At 38.1% G+C, this 19,799-nt stretch carries 16 protein-coding genes; 9 read left to right on the forward strand and 7 right to left on the reverse strand.

The annotated features are described in order from the left end of the window. Nucleotides 1-139: 139 nt before the first annotated feature. Nucleotides 140-970, reverse strand: coding sequence for an alpha/beta fold hydrolase (locus tag AC1M9B_RS09150; RefSeq protein WP_481608974.1), 831 nt, complete (start codon nt 968-970; stop codon nt 140-142). Nucleotides 971-1,209: 239 nt separating this feature from the next. Then, nucleotides 1,210-2,205: an AraC family transcriptional regulator gene (locus AC1M9B_RS09155; protein ID WP_481608975.1), complete on the reverse strand. Its 996-nt coding sequence runs from the start codon at nt 2,203-2,205 to the stop codon at nt 1,210-1,212. Between the two features lie 408 nt (nt 2,206-2,613). On the opposite strand from AC1M9B_RS09155, the gene AC1M9B_RS09160 reads away from it, so the two are divergent. Continuing rightward, a complete protein-coding gene (locus AC1M9B_RS09160; protein WP_035265279.1) occupies nt 2,614-4,140 on the forward strand; it encodes a fumarate hydratase in 1,527 nt (508 codons plus the stop codon). Between the two features lie 71 nt (nt 4,141-4,211). Continuing rightward, entirely contained in the window at nt 4,212-4,754 is a 543-nt protein-coding gene (locus AC1M9B_RS09165; RefSeq protein ID WP_035265277.1) for a DUF2059 domain-containing protein, read from the forward strand. A gap of 27 nt (nt 4,755-4,781) precedes the next feature. Here the strand turns inward: AC1M9B_RS09165 and AC1M9B_RS09170 are convergent, their stop codons facing one another. The 4 genes from AC1M9B_RS09170 to tig form a co-directional block, all read right to left on the reverse strand. Further along, nucleotides 4,782-5,534 (reverse strand): DUF2846 domain-containing protein, encoded by a 753-nt coding sequence (locus tag AC1M9B_RS09170; protein ID WP_481591561.1) that lies wholly within the window; start codon nt 5,532-5,534, stop codon nt 4,782-4,784. A 138-nt stretch (nt 5,535-5,672) separates the two neighbouring features. Next, nucleotides 5,673-6,983 carry an ATP-dependent protease ATP-binding subunit ClpX gene (gene clpX / locus AC1M9B_RS09175; RefSeq protein ID WP_035265272.1) on the reverse strand — a complete coding sequence of 437 codons (1,311 nt, stop codon included), beginning with the start codon at nt 6,981-6,983 and terminating at the stop codon, nt 5,673-5,675. Between the two features lie 33 nt (nt 6,984-7,016). Continuing rightward, a complete protein-coding gene (clpP, locus tag AC1M9B_RS09180) occupies nt 7,017-7,628 on the reverse strand; it encodes an ATP-dependent Clp endopeptidase proteolytic subunit ClpP (protein WP_035265270.1) in 612 nt (203 codons plus the stop codon). Nucleotides 7,629-7,820: 192 nt separating this feature from the next. Then, on the reverse strand, nt 7,821-9,152 hold the full coding sequence (tig, locus tag AC1M9B_RS09185) for a trigger factor (RefSeq protein WP_481587580.1): 1,332 nt from the start codon (nt 9,150-9,152) through the stop codon (nt 7,821-7,823). A gap of 266 nt (nt 9,153-9,418) precedes the next feature. Here tig and AC1M9B_RS09190 point away from each other — a divergent pair, with 266 nt between their 5' ends. The 7 genes from AC1M9B_RS09190 (at nt 9,419) to AC1M9B_RS09220 (ending at nt 19,335) form a co-directional block, all read left to right on the forward strand. Then, on the forward strand, nt 9,419-11,557 hold the full coding sequence (locus AC1M9B_RS09190) for a TonB-dependent receptor domain-containing protein (RefSeq protein ID WP_035265267.1): 2,139 nt from the start codon (nt 9,419-9,421) through the stop codon (nt 11,555-11,557). 281 nt (nt 11,558-11,838) lie between these two features. Further along, complete coding sequence (locus AC1M9B_RS09195) at nt 11,839-14,130, forward strand: TonB-dependent receptor (protein ID WP_481608976.1); 2,292 nt, start codon at nt 11,839-11,841, stop codon at nt 14,128-14,130. A 64-nt stretch (nt 14,131-14,194) separates the two neighbouring features. Further along, entirely contained in the window at nt 14,195-14,878 is a 684-nt protein-coding gene (locus AC1M9B_RS09200; protein ID WP_180028368.1) for a Fe2+-dependent dioxygenase, read from the forward strand. 317 nt (nt 14,879-15,195) lie between these two features. Beyond that, on the forward strand, nt 15,196-16,893 hold the full coding sequence (gene leuA, locus AC1M9B_RS09205; RefSeq protein ID WP_035265262.1) for a 2-isopropylmalate synthase: 1,698 nt from the start codon (nt 15,196-15,198) through the stop codon (nt 16,891-16,893). Nucleotides 16,894-16,994: 101 nt separating this feature from the next. Beyond that, nucleotides 16,995-18,155: a homoserine O-succinyltransferase MetX gene (gene metX, locus AC1M9B_RS09210; RefSeq protein WP_035265259.1), complete on the forward strand. Its 1,161-nt coding sequence runs from the start codon at nt 16,995-16,997 to the stop codon at nt 18,153-18,155. Beyond that, nucleotides 18,155-18,748, forward strand: coding sequence for a methionine biosynthesis protein MetW (gene metW, locus AC1M9B_RS09215; protein ID WP_092766759.1), 594 nt, complete (start codon nt 18,155-18,157; stop codon nt 18,746-18,748). Before metX ends, metW begins: the two co-directional genes overlap by 1 nt. After that, a complete protein-coding gene (locus AC1M9B_RS09220) occupies nt 18,745-19,335 on the forward strand; it encodes a tetratricopeptide repeat protein (RefSeq protein ID WP_092766758.1) in 591 nt (196 codons plus the stop codon). Before metW ends, AC1M9B_RS09220 begins: the two co-directional genes overlap by 4 nt. Nucleotides 19,336-19,377: 42 nt before the next feature. Here the strand turns inward: AC1M9B_RS09220 and AC1M9B_RS09225 are convergent, their stop codons facing one another. After that, the gene (locus AC1M9B_RS09225) at nt 19,378-19,686 is read right to left on the reverse strand and encodes a GNAT family N-acetyltransferase (RefSeq protein ID WP_481608988.1); all 309 of its coding nucleotides are present in this window, start codon (nt 19,684-19,686) and stop codon (nt 19,378-19,380) included. Between the last annotated feature and the right edge of the window lie 113 nt (nt 19,687-19,799).

Here is a 19,799-nt window from a genome sequence, read left to right on the forward strand (position 1 = left end):
TTTTTCAATAAATCCCTTAGAACACTGAGATCTATGATTAACTCCTACGTGTTGTAACTTAGAATCATGAGGTTAACTAAAGACTTATATAAAAAAACAAGAACTCTTAAAGAGTTCTTGTTTAAGACAAGATCGAAAATTAACTTTGAATAAATGCAAGAAGATCAGGGTTAATCACGTCATGATTAATAGTAAGCATCCCATGTGAATAACCTGGATAAATTTTTAAAGTTCCATTTTGTACCAATTCAGCCGATAACTTTCCTGAAATATCAAGAGGAACAATTTGGTCATCATCACCATGTAAAACTAATACTGGCACTGAAATTTTCTTAAGGTCTTCTCTAAAATCAGTTTGGGAGAAAGCCACAATCCCTTCATAATGAGCTTTAGCAGAACCCATCATTCCTTGTCTCCACCAATTCTGAATCACCGGCTCAGACGGCTTCGCATTTGAACGATTAAATCCATAAAATGGACCTTCAGGTACAACACGATAGAACTCAGCTCGATTTTTAAATAATTGAGCCTGCATGTCGTCAAAAACAGCTTTCGGCAATCCGTTTGGATTATCTTCAGTTTTCACCATATAGGGTGGTACAGAGCTCACCAGAACAGCTTTAGAAACACGTTCCTCACCATGTCTTGCAATATAGTGCGCAACCTCACCTCCGCCTGTTGAATGACCAATATGAATCGCTTTTTTGATGCCTAAATGCTCAACAACAGCTGCAACATCATCAGCATAATGATCCATATCATGACCTTCAGACACTTGAGAAGATCGTCCATGACCACGGCGGTCATGCGCCACTACACGGTAACCTTTGTCTAAAAAGTAAAGTATTTGCGCATCCCAATCATCTGAACTTAAAGGCCACCCATGATGAAAAAAAAGAACCTCACCGTCACGTGATCCCCAATCTTTATAAAAAATTTCAACACCGTCTTTAGTCTTTACATAACTCATTTTCAACTCCTTAAATTGGTTGAATAATAATTGAATATGAAATCAAATTAATTCTTAAGCAATTGAATATTTTTTAAAATTTAATTCGATTTATTAGGATTAGAACTTCATTAAAAACTTAAATGTGTTAAAAACCAAGTAACCATTTAGAGCATTAAAACTGTTCTACCTCAGATTAAAGTAACGGATTTGGCATAAGTTTAATTGACTCAGATGATATAGTTTAAGTATCAATTGAATCATTTTCTGGAGATTTTTCTTTTTCGGTATTGCAAAGGTGTCTCACCCGTCCAACGTTTAAATGCTCGTGAAAAAACAGAACTCTCTGAGAAACCGAGAACGCTGACAATATGGCACATGGAAATCTCTTTGGATGCTAATAATTGCTTTGCAGTCCGAATACGATAATGAGTTAGAATTTTCTCAAAAGAAGTGTCAATATCGTTTAAAGATGCACGCAAGGTGTTGACCTTCATATTTAACTTGTCTGCCACATGCTTTAATTGAACATTGCCTGATTCGAGTAAAACTTCAGCTAGAATTTGTTCTATATCAGAAATAAGTTCATATTTTTCAACCTGTCTCATCTGACGTTTTGCATAAGTTTCATGGATGGCAAATAATTCAGGCTCATACCAGTCAAATTTTAAATTCAACAACGCTGCATCAAATATAATTTTCCCATCTGGACAGCCCAACTCAACTTCACATCCCCATACGCGCTTGTATTCTATTAATGTCGCACCATATTCATAGGGTAAATAAATTTTAATTGGGCGGAATTGATCATCTGTAATGAATTTCAAAAACTTTAAAATCACACTGATCACAATCTCTAAATAGTGCCGAACAGGATGATTAAACCCTTGAATTCCAGCAACATGCTCATCTGTGAACAGGCTAAAATGAAAAGCTGAAGAAAGTAATTTTTGGTAATTTAAAGCTTTCTCTAGTCCAACTTTAAATCCCGAACTACTCAAAAACAGATACTCAATCACTGAGCCTCTAATTACAGGAAAATGCTCTCCTACATGTAAACCAATATCTCTGTCATTAGAAACTTTTAGCGCTGTATTCCAAAATCGGTACTGACATGAATTATCTCTGCGAACTGTCTTATCAGGCAACTGTGCGGGCAATCTTACATCTTCTAAAATTTGCTCTACATTTAATCCCATCTGGTGCATTGTGATATAGGCATAACTCAGAAAGACTCCAGCGTCACTTGACTTCATATTTAATTAACTTCTAGATTTTATGAAATATATAAATAATATTGATTTTTAATTATATAAATATTTACTTAATACTTTCTATTGAAAATCTTAACAAAATTTAATTTCATAAAGTCAATGTATTAGAATTATTGATGACTAAAATAGTGAAATTTCACCCATTTAATCTAAAAATATTATGAGATAAATTTGAAAAAAATTATTGTTACGTATAAAAAAGCTTAAACAACTTATTACGTAAACGTATTTCCATCTAAAAAATTAATTAGCAAATATTAATTTTAACTTTTCTATGAATGAATCTGCTCTCTTAAACTTTCGCCAATTCCTCAGCAAAAAAGCCACAATTGAATCATTTTGTCTTATAATTTAGCCCGCTAGCTATCAGCCCGCTCAAGAGATATTTGTATGACAACTATTATCAAGCAAGACGACTTGATCACATCCGTTAAAGATGCGCTTCAGTTCATTTCTTACTATCATCCACAAGACTTCATCCAAGCAATGAGTCGTGCGTATGACCGTGAAGAAAACAAAGCTGCCAAAGATGCGATCGCACAAATCTTAATCAATTCACGTATGTGTGCCGAAGGTCACCGTCCGATCTGTCAAGATACTGGTATCGTCAACGTATTCGTTGAAGTGGGCATGGACGTTAAATTTGATTTAACAATGAGCTTAGACGACGCGATTAACGAAGGTGTTCGCCAAGGTTACTTAGAAAACTCTAACGTACTTCGTGCATCTGTACTTGCTGATCCTGCTTTTGGCCGTAAGAATACGAAAGACAACACCCCTGCTGTGATCTACCATAAACTTGTTCCAGGTAACAAAGTAGATATCACTGTTGCAGCAAAAGGCGGTGGTTCAGAAAATAAATCTAAACTTGCAATGTTAAACCCATCTGATTCAATCGTGGACTGGGTACTGAAAACTGTACCAACCATGGGTGCAGGCTGGTGTCCTCCTGGTATGCTCGGTATTGGTATCGGTGGTACAGCTGAAAAAGCCATGATGCTTGCTAAAGAAGCATTGATGGAAGAGATCAACATGGACGAGCTTCTTCGTCGTGGTCCACAAAATAAACTTGAAGAACTTCGTATCGAAATCTTCGAGAAAGTAAACGCGCTGGGTATTGGTGCACAAGGTCTTGGCGGTTTAACGACTGTTCTAGACATCAAAATTAAAGACTACCCTTGTCACGCTGCGGGTAAACCAGTCGGTATGATCCCGAACTGTGCTGCGACTCGTCACGCACACTTCACACTAGACGGTACAGGTGTTGCGAATATTATTGCACCTAAACTTGAAGACTATCCTGAAGTCACTTGGGACTCATCTTCTTCTAAACGTGTTGACTTAGATAACATCACACAAGAAGAAATGAACTCTTGGAAACCAGGTGATACGCTTCTTCTTAACGGTACAATCTATACAGGTCGTGACGCTGCGCACAAACGTATGGTTGATATGTTAAACAACGGTGAAGAGCTTCCAGTAGACCTTAAAGGTAAGTTCATTTACTACGTTGGTCCTGTTGATCCAGTGGGTGACGAAGTTGTAGGTCCTGCAGGTCCAACAACTGCAACACGTATGGATAAGTTCACACGTCAAGTTTTAGAAGCAACTGGTCTTTTCGGTATGATCGGTAAAGCGGACCGCGGTCCTGCTGCGATTGAAGCAATCAAAGACAATAAAGCAACTTACCTCATGGCTGTAGGCGGTGCTGCATATCTCGTATCTAAAGCAATTCGTGAAGCGGAAGTTGTCGCTTTTGAAGATTTAGGTATGGAAGCAATCTATAAGTTCGTGGTTAAAGATATGCCTGTATCTGTTGCTGTAGACGTTAACGGCACATCAGTTCACGCAACTGCACCAAAAATTTGGCAGGCTAAAATTGGTAAAATTCCAGTTGTAGATGCAGCTGCACAATAAATAATATTCGACTTGTCTCAAGTTCAAAAAGCACTCTATCATTAGGGTGCTTTTTTATACCGAGAATACTCATGAAAATTTTAAGAACATTATTTTTGAGCGGATGCATGATCTGCTCACCTGCGGTTATGGCAGCTCAAGCGACTGATCAACAAATCGAAAAACTCATACAAGTATTGAATTTAGATCAGCTCTTACAAAGTACGCTTAAACAAATCCGACCTCAAATTGATCAACAGGCCTATAGCATTGTTCAAAATATTGTTAAGGCCGAAAAATTAACACCACAACAACAAGTTATTGCCAATGAACTGGCTGATAAAATTCACCAAGAAAATATTAAGCAAACTTCTTGGGAAAAACTTAAACCGATCTATCTCAAAATTTATAAAGATGTCTATGATGCCCAAGAAGTTCAAGCCCAGATCGACTTTTATTCCTCTCCAACAGGTCAATCCATTTTAAATAAAGGTCCACTTGTTGCTCAAGAATCCATGAAAATCCTGAATCAACAACTTGCAGGCTCTTTACAATCTACAGAAAAGAATTTTGCTGAAGTCCAAAAGAAATTAGAACAACTACAAAAACAAAGTATTCATACTGACTCGAAATAAGCTAAAAACCATTCTGCTGAATCAGAGTTACCATGTGCGTGGATCATATATCTTAAAAGGTTCTGTTAAGCGCACATCATCACTGGCTTTATATTCTTTATTTTTAATTTTTTCTTTTGATTTTTGCAATGTTCCGTTCGGTTGAATAACGGCAACATAGTTAAGCCCAGGCGTTTTCAACTGAGTCATGCCAATTTCTCTTAATGCCTGTTTTGTTGGCATTTGCATCAATGGTCCAACTCTGAGGAGATCTTCACTACCATTTGGTCCACCTCGAAACTGTTCTTCTTCATATTTTAAGAAATACTGCTGCCCCGCTTTAACACTAAAACTTGCAACCAAAGGTTTTTGAAAATGCATCACAGTTAAAGGTCGACTGATACTAAGTTGATAATCCCCTTCAGCCAGCTCTATCCAATAATAATGATTGCTGATTAAACTCGGAATGCGCTTACCATTTAGAAAAAAACTCGGTGCAATAATTTCCTGACGATTCCACTTACTATCAGGACGGTACAGATACAACACTGCGGCTTGCTGATGTTGAGGTTTTACACGGCTGAAAAACTGTCCTGGTTTTTGATTTACCCATGAGCCCAGATCAAATCCTGCAACTTTATATTGAGCTAGCTTCTGAGATACAAAAGTTTTTTTCTCACTAAAATCTACCGGTTTTAACGTTGAAACCACATGAGTTTGATTATTATCGTTAAGCCCTTTATGTGTCTGACATGCCACAAGAAACAGACTCAAAGCACACACTGCTACGCTTGATCGCATGATTATCCCTCATCACGAATACTTTTTATTCTATGTCATATTTTTGTTATCGTTAGATTATCATCTCAATCCGAGATTAAAAACAAAAAACGCGCAAAAAGTGGGACTTTTTACGCGTTTCAGATGAATTACAATCAATTAAGCAGATTTAGTATCTAAAATCTTTAAATCGACCTTTTCTTCAACTTGTTGTTCTTGTTTAGGTTGGCGCTCAGTTCGATATTCTGGTTCAGCATTTTCATTGATCACAGCTTCATTGATCACAACAGTACCAATATCAGAGCGACTTGGTAAATCGTACATCGTATCGAGTAAGACGTTTTCAAGAATTGAACGTAAACCACGTGCACCTGTATTACGCTCAAGTGCTTTTTTCGCAACAGCTCGCAATGCTGAATCTTCAAATAATAGATCAACATCTTCCATTTCGAACAAGTATTGATACTGACGCGTTAATGCATTTTTTGGTTCAGTCAAAATTTGCATTAATGCTTCTTCGTCCAATTCTTCGAGCGTTGCAATCACTGGCAGACGACCAATGAATTCAGGGATTAAACCAAATTTCACAAGATCGGCAGCTTCTACCTGACTAAATAATTCAGATAACTTCTTAGAATCATCTTTAGTCTTCACGTCAGCAGTGAAACCAATTCCACCTTTTTCTTGACGCTGTTGCACGACACGCTCCAAACCAGAGAATGCACCACCGCAGATGAACAGGATATTAGACGTATCAATTTGAATGAACTCTTGCTGTGGATGCTTACGACCACCTTGAGGTGGAATTGAAGCTACCGTACCTTCGATCATTTTTAAAAGCGCTTGTTGAACACCTTCACCTGAGACATCACGTGTAATTGAAGGATTTTCAGACTTACGGGTAATCTTATCGATCTCGTCGATATAAATGATACCCTTCTGTGCTTTCTCAACATCGTAATCTGCTTTTTGTAGCAATTTTTGAACGATATTCTCAACATCTTCACCAACATAACCAGCTTCAGTTAATGTCGTTGCATCAGCCATCGCAAATGGCACATCTAATAAGCGCGCTAAAGTTTGCGCCAACAAAGTCTTACCCGAACCTGTTGGTCCTATGAGTAAGATATTGCTTTTAGCAAGTTCTACACGATCTTCTGACTTTGCAGTTGATTGAGTCACTTTAAGACGTTTATAGTGGTTATATACCGCAACAGAGAGCGTTTTTTTCGCAGTGTCTTGACCAATCACATATTGATCTAAAGCTGCACGAATTTCATGCGGCTTAGGTAATGGACGAGTTGCCCATTCACCAGTTTCGACTTGCTGGCTCGTCTGAACTAAATCTAAGCATACATCTACACATTCATTACAAATGTAAGCGTCCTCGCCTGCAATGAGTTTACCCACTTCAGACTGCGTTTTACCGCAAAATGAACAATGCTTTTGTCCTTGAGGATTTTCAGACATCTTCACTCCAAATAAATTTCTATGCTTTACAGCTTAAAGTTGCGGACGTTTCGTTAAAACTTCATCGACCAAACCATATTCTTTTGCAGCTTGAGCGGTCATAAAGTTATCACGGTCTGTATCACGTGCAACAGTTTCATAATCTTGGCCACTGTGTTCAGCCATTAGACGGTTCAAACGCTCTTTAATAAATAGAATTTCACGTGCATGAATTTCAATATCTGAAGCTTGACCACGGAAACCACCCAATGGTTGGTGAATCATAACACGAGCGTTTTCTAAGCAGTAACGTTTACCCTTAGCACCAGCATTCAATAAAAAAGCGCCCATTGAGGCTGCTTGGCCCATACAATATGTCACGACATCTGGTTTGATGAATTGCATCGTATCGTAAATTGCCATACCCGCAGTCACTGAACCACCAGGTGAGTTAATGTACAGATGAATATCTTTTTCTGGATTCTCAGCTTCTAAGAACAACATTTGCGCAACGATTAAGTTCGCCATATTGTCTTCAACTTCACCCGTTAAGAAAATTACACGTTCACGTAAAAGACGCGAGAAAATATCAAAAGAACGCTCACCACGAGATGATTGCTCTACGACAACTGGAACCAAAGCATTATCAATTGTTGGAACATACATACGTTATTTATTCCTGAATTTTTTGTCACTCAATACATTTTCACAATATGAGGGATAATTGTCGAAAATGCAAAATATTCACCATTAAATATCAGATATTTTTTGATTAGGCTTTGTGAATACAGGACAAGTTGATCCATATTTTTTACAAGAAAAAAGGCGCGTTAAGCGCCTCTTCCTTCGGATAACCGATTAGCCTTGTTGACGAGCTTGTTGTTCTTTCAACAATTCTTCATAGCTAACAGCTTTATCAGTTACTTTAGCAGACGCTAAGATGTGATCTACAACTTGGTCTTCTAAAACAACAGCTTCGATTTGTGCACGTTGTTGCTTATCATTTTTGAAGTATTCAATAACTTCTGTAGGATCTTCATAAGAAGTCGCCATATCTTCGATATAAGCTTCTACACGTGCTTGATCAACTTCGATTTTTGCTTCAGCAAGAATACTGCTCACCAAAACACCTAATTTTACTGATTTTTCAGCTTGCTCTTTGAATAATTCATCTGGAAGCATGCTTGAATCAAATGCTTTAGCGCCTTGAGCACCAAACTGTTGAGTAAACTGTTGGATCATTTGTTGACGTTGACGGTCAATTTCTTGAGACAACATAGATGCAGGTACTTCAATTTCATTTGCAGCTACAAGCGCATCAAAAGTTGCACCTTTCACTTGATTGCGAAGACCGTTTTTCACTTCACGTTCCATATTTTTGCGAACGTCAGCTTTTAACTTCTCAACACCTTCTTCTTCAGTTAAACCAAAGATTTTTAGGAATTCAGCATCTACCTCAGGAAGCTTTTGTTTTTCAACAAGCTTAACTGTGATTTTGAATTGAGCTGATTTACCTGCAAGGTTTTCTGCTTGGTAATCTTCAGGGAAAGTTACATCAATTACTTTCTCTTCGCCTTTCTTCATACCAACGATACCGTCTTCGAAGCCAGGGATCATACGACCAGAACCTAATACAAGTTTGAAGTCTTCAGCAGAACCACCTTCAAATTTTTCGCCGTCAATAGAACCTTCGAAATCAAAAGTAACTTGCATGTCTTTTTTAGCCATGCCTTTTGTTTCAGTCCAAGTCGCGCGTTGCTTTTGAAGATTTTCGATCATTTGATCTACATCTTTATCATTTACTTCAGTAGATTTACGTTCAACTTCTAAACCGTCAAACTTAACTGAAACTTCTGGATAAACTTCAACAGTAGCTTCATAAACTAAAGCATCTTCTTTGTTTTCAACTTTTTCAATGTTAGGCATGCCTACAGCATTGATTTTCTCTTGTTGAATTGCTTCGAATACTGTGTCACGAATAACATCATTTACCACTTCTTGGTAAATGCTCGCGCCGTATTCACGACGAACAACATTTAAAGGCACTTTACCTGGACGGAAGCCGTTGATCTTAACTGTTTTAGCAGTACGTTTTAAACGAGCTTCGAATTGCTCATTAACACGGCTCGTCGGTACAGATACATTTAAACGACGGGCTACGCCCGAAACCGCTTCAGAAGTTACTTGCATGGCTTCCTCGATATAGAAATAGTAATTGCAATTTTTAAAGTGCCACATTATATGACAACAATCAAAGATATACAAAATACCTTTTTCAAACCATCTTTTTTATGAACCTGAGAATATTTTTTTTGCTCACAAGGTTTGACCATATTCAATTCATATTTCTTAATTATTGTTTGTTTTTTATTGCAAATGATAAAGTTTATCATTAATATTTGCATCAAATTTGATCATGCCCTCAAGCATCACTCATACCAGCGGAAGAACATAATATGAGTAAGTTTAAGCTTCAACCTCTTACAGTTGCATTATTCGCTTTGTCTAGCGGTGTAACATTTGCAAATACCACAAATGAAAGTAGTGCTCATCAACTTTCGACAATTGTCGTTTCTGCTGCGGGTTTTGAGCAGGATATTAAAAATGCACCTGCATCTATTAGTGTTGTAACTAAAGAAGATATTGAAAAGAAAAATGCGACAAGCATCGCTGATCTTTTATCAGATGTCCCTGGTATTGATATTCGTTCTGGAGTTGGGAAAACATCTGGCCTTAACGTTAAGATGCGTGGTCTTGGTAATGACTATAGCTTAGTTCTTATTGATGGACGCCGTCAAACAACCTCATCAGATGTAACACCTAATGGCTTTGGTGAAACCTCTAATAGTTTTTTACCGCCTCTAGCCGCTATTGAGCGAATTGAAGTTATCCGTGGACCAATGGCTACTCGCTATGGTTCAGAAGCAATGGGTGGTGTGATCAATATCATTACTAAAAAAGTTGCAGATCAGTGGTCAGCAAATGTCACAACGAGTGGCAACATTATGGAAAGTAATGCTGAAGCAGACTCTTGGAAATCTAGTTTTGTGATTAATGGTCCACTTATTAATGACCGCTTAGGTTTACAATTAAGAGGTAGCTATTTGGATCGTCAACGTTCTGAACGTATTGTTGAGGGTTCGACTAGCCGTGATCCACGCCCAAGTAAAGCAGATAATTATGATTATGGTGCAAAATTAGACTTTAAATTAGATGAACAAAATGCTTTATGGATCGATGGTTTTTATTCTAGCCAACGCTATGACAACACAGATCAACGTTTAGGAAACTTTATTTCTCGTGGTGGTATCGCAGGCTATAACGATGAGCTTGAGTTCAATCGAACTCAATTTGCACTTGGTCATGATGGTAACTATGATTTTGGTTTGTGGAAAACTTATCTAAGCCATAACACAACAGAGACCCAAGGTCGCACCATTCCAACAGATGCATTCCCAGAGTTAGCAGGTCAAGCTCGAAAACTCGAAAATAAAGATCTTGTGATTGACTCTCATATTGTTGCACCAATCAAAAGTCATAAATTGACAGTTGGTACTGAATACAAAGATACAACCATTGCAGATGATATTGCAGGTATAGGAAAAGAATTTACACAGGATACTTGGTCTCTCTACGCTGAAGATGAATGGCAACTCAAAGACAACTTATTTTTCACATTCGGTGGTCGCTTCGAAGATCATAGCGGATTTGGTGGACAATTTAGTCCGCGGGCTTATTTAGTTTGGAACACCAATGATGCACTAACGATCAAAGGTGGCGTAAGTACAGGTTATAAAACACCATCCGCTAAGGATCTTTACGACGGAATCAATGGTTATAGTGGTCAAGGTGCTACACCGAGTCTTGGAAATCCAGATTTAGATCCTGAAACATCAATCAACTATGAGCTTGGATTTAATTATCAACCTTCTGATAATTTTAACCTTACAGCAACTGCATTCTTCAACGTTGTTGAAGACAAGATCGTTTCTAGAACGTTCAGTTGTAACACCAATGATTGCTCTAATCTTAGTGATAAAGCAACTTCTTATAGCAAGAGTTTCAACACGGATGAAGCAGAAATTTATGGTTTAGAGACATCCCTAAATTATCAAATTATTCCAGAATGGAGCTTAAAAGCGGCTTACACCTATACCGATTCAGAAATAACTAAAGGTCAAGACAAAGGATATGCTTTAGAGTCTACTGCGAAACATTTAGCTAGCCTAACATCTACTTGGCACATTAATGACTCTTTAGACCTATGGTTACAACATGAATATCAATCTGGTCGTCCTCGATTTACTAGTGAACCTACAGACGCTGGCTCAATTAGTATTTTGGAACAAACCAATAACGAATTTTCTGGTTATAATTTATTTAATCTTGGTGCAAGTTATCAACTGAACGATAAAATTCGTATTAATGCTGCAGTAAACAATCTATTGGATAAAGACTTTACTCAAAATATGGAATATGTAGATATTAACGGCGATCTTCAACAAGCTTATAAATATCTTTCAATTGGACGTAGCTCTGAAGGCACATACTTAGCTGGTCGTAACTACTGGTTATCTATTTCATATGATTTCTAATTCTAGGTAGATTCTCTCTAGTAAAACCCTGCGCTAGCAGGGTTTTTTATTTTATTAAAATTTAATTCCCTATCAAAAATAGCCATACAAAAATGTAGAAACTTTAATTTTTCCAATATTATTTAAATTCATTTACTTATACATAAAATATTACATTATTACATTTAAGCTTCCGTTATTTAGCTTAACTTAAATCGCAAATATCAATTTTAAGACCCGTTAAAGCTAAAAAAGAATCATTATTATTCTCAACCTGAAAACAAATTCATATCAGGTTGAACATGGCCTTTATCACGACACGTAAAAAAATCGTTTCATCTGCAATAGCAACGTCATTGGCTGTTATTTCAGGTCAAACTTTCGCACAAGAAGATACAGCGCATTTAGAAACAATTAAATCAGAGGCTCAATCAGAGCAGTCATTTAAAGTCGACAAATCCTCAAACGCTAAATACGTTGCTCCCCTACTCGATACTCCCAAATCAATCTCTGTTATTTCTCAAAAACAGATACAAGATACTCAAGTGACTACGCTGTCTGATGCTTTAAGAACTATTCCAGGAATTACACTTGGTGCGGGCGAAGGTGGCAACCCAAATGGTGACCGTCCATTTATCCGTGGTTATAACTCTGAAAGTTCAATGTACGTTGACGGTGTGAGGAACTCTACTTCTCAAAACCGAGAAATGTTTGCCGTTGAACAGGTTGAAGTCACCAAAGGCTCCGCCTCTACTTTAGGTGGTGGAGGTTCTACGGGTGGTAGTATTAACCTAATTTCCAAATTAGCCAAATCTGGAGATGCTTTCCAAGGCTCTGTTGCTGGCGGTACTGATGCTTATGCACGTATCACATTAGATGCAAATAAAGATTTTGGGAATGGTATTGCGACTCGTGTCGTGGCAATGGGTCACCAGAATGAAAAAGCGGGACAACATAATGGCGCTGAATATGAACGTGCTGGTATTGCACCAAGTATTAGCTTTGGGTTAGAGACGCCCACTCGAGCGACACTAGCCTACTACTACCTAAAGTCTGATGATAAGCCAGATTCAGGTATTCCATATAAATACGACACTGACAGAAAAGCGACTGTCGGCTCACCCGTTGATGTTAAACAGGGTACATACTACGGTTGGTTAAATCGTGATTTTCAAAAGCAAGAAAATCAAAGTGGGACCCTTAAGCTAGAGCACGATTTTAGCGAAAATCTAAGCTTGATTAATACTGCTGTCTATAGCAAATCAAAAAATAATTACTTATGGACTCAACCAGATGACAGTCAGGGCAACGTCGCAAATGGAAAAGTTTGGCGTCGTCTAAATACCAACCTAACAACCACTGACAGTTTTACAGATCAACTCGCATTAACAGGTAAACTCCAAACAGGCATCATAAAACATAATTTCAATTTGGGTGCTGAATACAGTAAACAAGATTCTGAACGCGGCACAAACATTGTAACCGACCCTAATACCACGTTAATAGGCGGTAGTGGTGCTAATAATGCATGCTCATTAAATATTTCAAATGGTTGGTGTACTGATCTTTATAACCCCAATTCGAATGATGCTTGGCTAGGTAAAGTTCAAGCTAATCCAAATGTCATGAAGATTAAATCTGAAACACAATCAGTATATGCCCTAAATAATATTGAGCTTAATCCTCAGTGGCTCCTTGACCTTGGTATTCGCTGGGATGAATTCGAAACTGAAATGAAATACAATCAAGATACTGGTTCAGGCACTTCAGCAATTCAAGCAGGAACAAAATATAATTCAAAACACGATTTCTTCAATTATCAAGCTGGATTAACCTTTAAACCAAGAGAAAATGGATCAATTTATGCAAGCTATGCGACTTCAGCTAATCCCGTTGGAATCGATGCTGGTAATGGTTCAGAAGGGTTAAGTGTCCCAGGACGAAATACGACTGATGCACAAGCAAGAGCAATTAACAACCTCAAACCTGAAGAAGTCAAAACCTATGAAATCGGAACCAAATGGGACCTTTTGAATAACAGAATTAATCTCACAGCTGCTATTTTCCGTACAGAAAAAGAAAATACTCGCGCTTTAGATAGTGATGGATTTACAAGAAATATTGGTGAGACACGTGTTGATGGCGTTGAATTAGGCTTAAACGGCAATATCACAAATAAATGGGCTTTATCTGCAGGATACACATATTTAGATAGTGAAATTATTGATGCAGGTTATGTCAAAAATAGCGATGGAAGTTATTCGGCTAGCCCAACTAATGGTAACCAAGTCCAAAATGTCGCAAAACACTCTGCCACTTTGTGGACAACTTACCAAGTTCTCCCTAAATTACAATTAGGTGCTGGTGTTTTAGCTATGGATCGAGTGTATGGAGATGCTGCAAATACCAAATTTGTACCAGGCTATGTTCGTTATGACGCCATGGCTCGCTATCAAGTAAATTCAGATATTGATCTTCAATTGAACGTCAATAATCTCTCAGATACACGTTATTTCACGAAAGCTTATGCTTCGCATTATGCAACTGAAGCTGAAGGTCGAAATGCTGTATTGTCTTTAAATTTCAAGTTTTAATTTCATTTCAGCATAGCTCTATACAAGCTATGCTTTTCATCACCTAAAGCAGTGAGTGATCGTAGTGATTCATCATATTCCAAATATTCTAAGCCCTGAACAAGTTCGATATTTTCGTGAAGAAATGTCTAAAGTAGATTGGGTCAATGGAAAGGTAACAGCTGGAACACTCTCTGCGACAGTGAAACATAATCAGCAACTTTCCAATGATCATCCCCTGACCAAACATCTAGGTGATATTATTTTAGAATCCCTAGGTCAACATCCTTTATTCTTATCAGCAGCAATTCCACTAGATATCATCCCTCCTCTGTTTAATCGCTATGAACAGCATCAATCATTCGGTTTTCATGTCGACAATTCGATTCGCAGAGTTCAAGGCTCACAAGAACGCTTGAGAACAGATTTATCTTGTACTTTATTCTTGAGTGATCCGCACGAATATGACGGCGGTGAATTAGTCATTGAAGATACTTATGGCTATCACGAAGTCAAACTCCCTGCAGGAGATTTGATACTTTATCCATCTACTAGCTTACATGAGGTCACTTCTATCCAATCGGGTTGTCGCTTGGCATCATTTTTTTGGGTACAAAGTATGATTCGAGATGATTCAAATCGACATATGTTATTTACTTTAGATCAATCTATTCAGCAACTTCGTATGGCATTAGGGGATCAACATGAGCAAGTCATCAAACTCACGAGCCTCTATCACAATTTAATTCGAAAATGGGCAGAACTCTAATTTATTTTTCATGGTTAATTTTTATAATGAAAAATTTTATTAAAAAAAAATATATTGTGAAAAAAAATTTCACATTCATCATACTTTGATCTAAATCAGGGAATAATTCTCTTGAAGATCGCACTATAATAAAAGAAAGAATTTACAAGCACTGTGACGGTATAGCTAAGCTCTATATATTCAAAAGATTTTTAGAGAATTCAGCAAAATGATGCAGTAAGCCACTTGTAAATTGATAGAATAGACACAATCGATATAAATAGCGCAGTGCCTTTACACAAGACCCAAGCATGTTGTGCTATGAAAGGAGTTATCTCATGATGTTGGCTGATCCAAGCAAAAAATACCGTCGCATGTACCAACGTGTAGACTTACCTGACCGTCAATGGCCAAATAACGAAATTAATAAAGCGCCTATCTGGATGAGCACCGACCTTCGTGATGGTAACCAAGCTATTTTCGAACCAATGAACATCGAACAAAAATTCAAAATGTTCCAAATGTTGGTGAAAATTGGTTTCAAACATATTGAAATTGGCTTTCCATCTGCCTCACAGATTGATTTTGACTTTACCCGTAAATTAATCGAAGAAAATCATATTCCAGATGATGTCTATATCGAAGTATTAGTTCAAGCTCGTGATCACTTGATTCAACGTACATTTGAATCATTACAAGGTGCAAAACGTGCAATTGTGCATATCTATAATTCAAACTCACCAACATTCCGCCAAAAAGTATTGAATGTTGATGTAGCGGGTGCAAAAGCCTTAGCGGTGAATGCGGCTCAAAAAGTGAAAGAATATGCAGCGCAATACCCTGAAACTGAATGGGTGTTCCAATACTCTCCTGAATGCTTTACCGCAACTGAATTAGAAGTTGCAAAAGATGTCTGTGATGCAGTCACTGAAATTTGGGATGCTCGCCCAGATAATAAAGTTATCTTGAATCTACCCGCGACTGTTGAAGTTTCTGGGCCTCATGTTTACGCTGACCAAGTTGAATGGATGCATCGCAACTTACAACGCCGCGATGGTGTCATTATTTCTGTACACTGTCACAATGACCGTGGATGCGGTATTGCAGCATCCGAGTTAGCGATCATGGCTGGTGCTGATCGTGTGGAAGGTTGTGTATTTGGTAATGGTGAACGTACAGGTAACGTTGACGTTGCAGCGATTGCATTAAATATGTATACCCAAGGTGTCGCTCCAAATCTAGATTTTTCAAATATTAATGAAATCATTTCTACTATTGAAGAATGTACAGGTATACCCGTTCATCCACGTCATCCATATGCGGGTGATTTAGTATTTACTGCATTTTCTGGCTCACACCAAGATGCGATTAAAAAAGGCTTTGAGTTCCAGAAAAACGAAGAAATTTGGGACATGCCTTACTTACCAATTGATCCTAAAGATTTGGGACGTGATTATGACGCAGTCATTCGTGTCAATTCACAATCAGGTAAAGGTGGTATCGCATACTTGTTAGAGTCGAACTACAACGTCGTATTACCACGTCGCTTACAAATTGAGTTCTCGCAAGTCGTGCAACAGGTAGCTGACGAAGAAGGCGTAGAAGTTTCTGCTGAGCAAATTTGGAGTTTATTCCAAAGTACATATGTAAATCAGAAAGATAAACATTATGTCGCGAAAAACTATCGATTATCTGATGAAAATGGCAATCAAGTCATTGAATTAGATATTGAAGTCGGTGGTCAAGTTCAACATCTACGTGGTGAAGGCAACGGACCAATCTCTGCAATTTTAGATGCTTTACAGTTGCCAATCGATGTTGTGAACTATGAAGAACGTAGCATTGGTTCTGGTGCAAATGCTAAAGCGTTGGCACTAATTGAACTTCAAGTCAAAGGTACAGGTAAATCAGCATTCGGTGCTGGTGTACATGACAACATCGTGACTTCATCTATTGAAGGAATTATTGCATGTACAAATCGTTTAATTGATCAAGGTGTTTTGAGCACAGATCAAGTGATCGCTGCGGCAGTATAAATATTAGCAATAATATTTAGCACGAAAATGACTTTAGAAGGATACCCTCAAGTGGTATCCTTTTATTTATTCATACTTAAGATTTTAGGCGAATTTATCCTGTGTCTTTTCCAGCTGACTCAGTGGGCATTGTTGTTCCACAAAAGTTCCAATTTGAAGAACCACTCGCATTAGAATGTGGCCGCGTTTTACCACGTTTCGAATTGATGGTCGAAACTTATGGCACACTCAATGCAGATAAATCTAATGCAATTTTGATCTGCCATGCGCTTTCTGGTCATCATCATGCTGCTGGTTATCACCATGAAGATGATAAAAAAGCAGGTTGGTGGGATGCTTGTATTGGGCCAGGCAAAGCAATTGATACCAATACATTTTTTGTGGTGGCATTAAACAATATTGGTGGTTGTAACGGATCAACAGGACCAACCTCCCCAAATCCTGAAAATGAAAATCGTCCTTATGGTCCAGACTTTCCATTAGTGACCGTGCGCGATTGGGTTAAAACTCAAGCAATGCTGTCTGATCGTCTCGGTATCACTGTTTGGCACTCTATTATTGGTGGCTCTTTGGGAGGCATGCAGGCACTTCAGTGGTCTGTAGATTATCCTGACCGATTAAATAATTGTGTCATTATTGCCAGTGCACCTAAACTTTCAGCGCAAAATATCGCATTTAATGAAGTCGCGCGCCAATCCATTTTGTCCGATCCTGATTTTCATCATGGTCGCTATTTAGAAAAAGATAGCTATCCTAAACGTGGTCTTATTCTAGCGCGGATGGTAGGTCACATTACCTACCTTTCTGAAGAAGCCATGAAACAAAAATTTGGTCGTGATTTAAAATCTGGCAAATTCATGTATGGTTTCGATGTTGAATTCCAAGTTGAAAGTTATCTTCGCTATCAAGGTGAACAATTTAGTCGTAACTTTGATGCGAACACCTACTTGATCATGACTAAAGCTTTGGATTACTTCGATCCTTCTCGTGAGTATGAACAATCTTTAGTTAAAGCAATGTCGAATACAAAATGTAAATTCCTTGTGATTTCATTTACTACGGATTGGAGATTCTCTCCTTCCCGATCTGTTGAGATTGTGGATGCATTGATTACCAATCATAAGCCTGTGAGCTATGTTGATATTGATGCAGAACAAGGTCATGACTCGTTCTTGTTCCCTATCCCTTTATATGTCAAAACTTTAAGGGCTTTCTTAGGTGGTGTAGACCATCTTGCTTCAACCCCTAAGGAGACCGTGTAATGCGTATCGATCAGAAGCTTGCAGAAAAATGGATTAAACCTGATTCAAGCATTTTAGATCTTGGTTGTGGCGATGGTGAGTTACTGGCTCATATGAGCAAAAAGCACAACATTCGTGCATACGGATTAGAAATCGATCAAGAAAAGATTGCAATTGCAGTCAGTCGAGGGTTAAATATCATCCAACAAGACTTGAACCTCGGTTTGGGACGCTTTGCAGACCAGTCATTTGACTATGTTGTCATGGCACAAGCTTTGCAAGCTGTAGATGCACCTGATGTGCTTTTGCGCGATATGGTGCGTGTTGGGAAACAAGCAATTATTACTTTTCCTAACTTTGCACACTGGAAAACACGCTCTTTCCTTGCTTTAAAAGGGAAAATGCCTGTTTCGGATGCCTTACCCTATATGTGGTATAACACTCCAAATATCCATCTGTGCACGTTTAAGGATTTCGAAGCACTTTGTGCTGAGAATCAAATTAAAATTATTGACCGTTTAGCCGTGAATGGGAATCAACAAGGGAGTTTGCTCAGCAAGCATATCCCGAACTTGTTTGGCGAGGTCGCGATTTATCGAGTGAGCGCTCTATGAAAAAGTTATTCTTAGGTACTTCATTATTTCTAGGGTTGTTGAGTTTCCAAGTTCATGCAGATTATGTACCTCAACAACCATCAACTTCTGCACTGGCTGCACAGTATTCACGTATGCCTGTATCTGAGCTGCAAAAAGCTGCTCGAGCAGGTCAACCGGCTGCCCAGTTTTATCTGGCAACACATTATCAACATGGTAAAGATGTTGCTAAAGACCTAAAACAAGCTTTCGTTTGGTATAAGGCAGCAGCCGATCAAGGTATTTCATCTGCTCAGCTGAATGTGGGTCGTATGTATGCTGACGGTATTGGTGTTGCTAAAAATGAAACCTTAGCTCGCCAATACTTCGAAAAAGCAGCAAGCCATGGTGACAATCGTGCAAGCTTCAATTTAGCCGTTATGGAAGAGCAAAAGAAAAACTATATGGGTGCTTACCAATGGTATGAGCTTTCTACACGTGATGGCATGTTAGATAATAAAGTGATCAATATGTCTGAGACAAAAAAGACGGCTTTGGCTGCCAACCTGACACCAGAACAAATTCGTACTGCACGTGATCGTGCTGATCAATGGATTCAAAGCCGTTAGTAACGCTTATAAGTTTGAAGAAAGCACCTATCGGTGCTTTTTTTATTCGATCATCTTCTTCATTCTTATGAATTTCAGATCTTCGAATATGTCCACTTCACTCTGTGAAGTAAAACCTAATTTTTTATAAAAATGAACAGCCCCTATATGCGCATTGACTGTGATCTGCTGGATATCCGTTTGATTTAATTGATCTAACACATAATTAAATAAAAGAGTTCCAACGCCTTGAAATTGCAGATTTGGATGAACAAAAAAATGAAAAATATGAGTGGGTTGTTTGTAAGCAATCATCCCAACAAGCGACTGCTTTAATTCTGCAACAAAGTATTTTATCCCTTGATGATTGATGTGCGATACAAGAGCTTATTTTGAAAATAGGGACTTACTTTTTGGTATTTCATCAAAGTGGTTCAAAGCTAAAGCAATACAGGACGCAATATTTTCAACATCTGCGATCTCTG

It is taken from the genome of Acinetobacter sp. ANC_7513, from assembly GCF_056779915.1.

What these genes read in the sequence shown, in the direction of transcription:
- AC1M9B_RS09190 (WP_035265267.1), top strand. Translation starts at nt 9,419, where the DNA reads ATGAGTAAGTTTAAGCTTCAACCTCTTACAGTTGCATTATTCGCTTTG.
- AC1M9B_RS09195 (WP_481608976.1), top strand. Translation starts at nt 11,839, where the DNA reads ATGGCCTTTATCACGACACGTAAAAAAATCGTTTCATCTGCAATAGCA.
- AC1M9B_RS09165 (WP_035265277.1), top strand. Translation starts at nt 4,212, where the DNA reads ATGAAAATTTTAAGAACATTATTTTTGAGCGGATGCATGATCTGCTCA.
- AC1M9B_RS09220 (WP_092766758.1), top strand. Translation starts at nt 18,745, where the DNA reads ATGAAAAAGTTATTCTTAGGTACTTCATTATTTCTAGGGTTGTTGAGT.
- tig (WP_481587580.1), bottom strand. Translation starts at nt 9,152, where the DNA reads ATGCAAGTAACTTCTGAAGCGGTTTCGGGCGTAGCCCGTCGTTTAAAT.
- AC1M9B_RS09155 (WP_481608975.1), bottom strand. Translation starts at nt 2,205, where the DNA reads ATGAAGTCAAGTGACGCTGGAGTCTTTCTGAGTTATGCCTATATCACA.
- metW (WP_092766759.1), top strand. Translation starts at nt 18,155, where the DNA reads ATGCGTATCGATCAGAAGCTTGCAGAAAAATGGATTAAACCTGATTCA.
- leuA (WP_035265262.1), top strand. Translation starts at nt 15,196, where the DNA reads ATGATGTTGGCTGATCCAAGCAAAAAATACCGTCGCATGTACCAACGT.
- clpP (WP_035265270.1), bottom strand. Translation starts at nt 7,628, where the DNA reads ATGTATGTTCCAACAATTGATAATGCTTTGGTTCCAGTTGTCGTAGAG.
- clpX (WP_035265272.1), bottom strand. Translation starts at nt 6,983, where the DNA reads ATGTCTGAAAATCCTCAAGGACAAAAGCATTGTTCATTTTGCGGTAAA.
- AC1M9B_RS09160 (WP_035265279.1), top strand. Translation starts at nt 2,614, where the DNA reads ATGACAACTATTATCAAGCAAGACGACTTGATCACATCCGTTAAAGAT.
- AC1M9B_RS09170 (WP_481591561.1), bottom strand. Translation starts at nt 5,534, where the DNA reads ATGCGATCAAGCGTAGCAGTGTGTGCTTTGAGTCTGTTTCTTGTGGCA.
- AC1M9B_RS09150 (WP_481608974.1), bottom strand. Translation starts at nt 970, where the DNA reads ATGAGTTATGTAAAGACTAAAGACGGTGTTGAAATTTTTTATAAAGAT.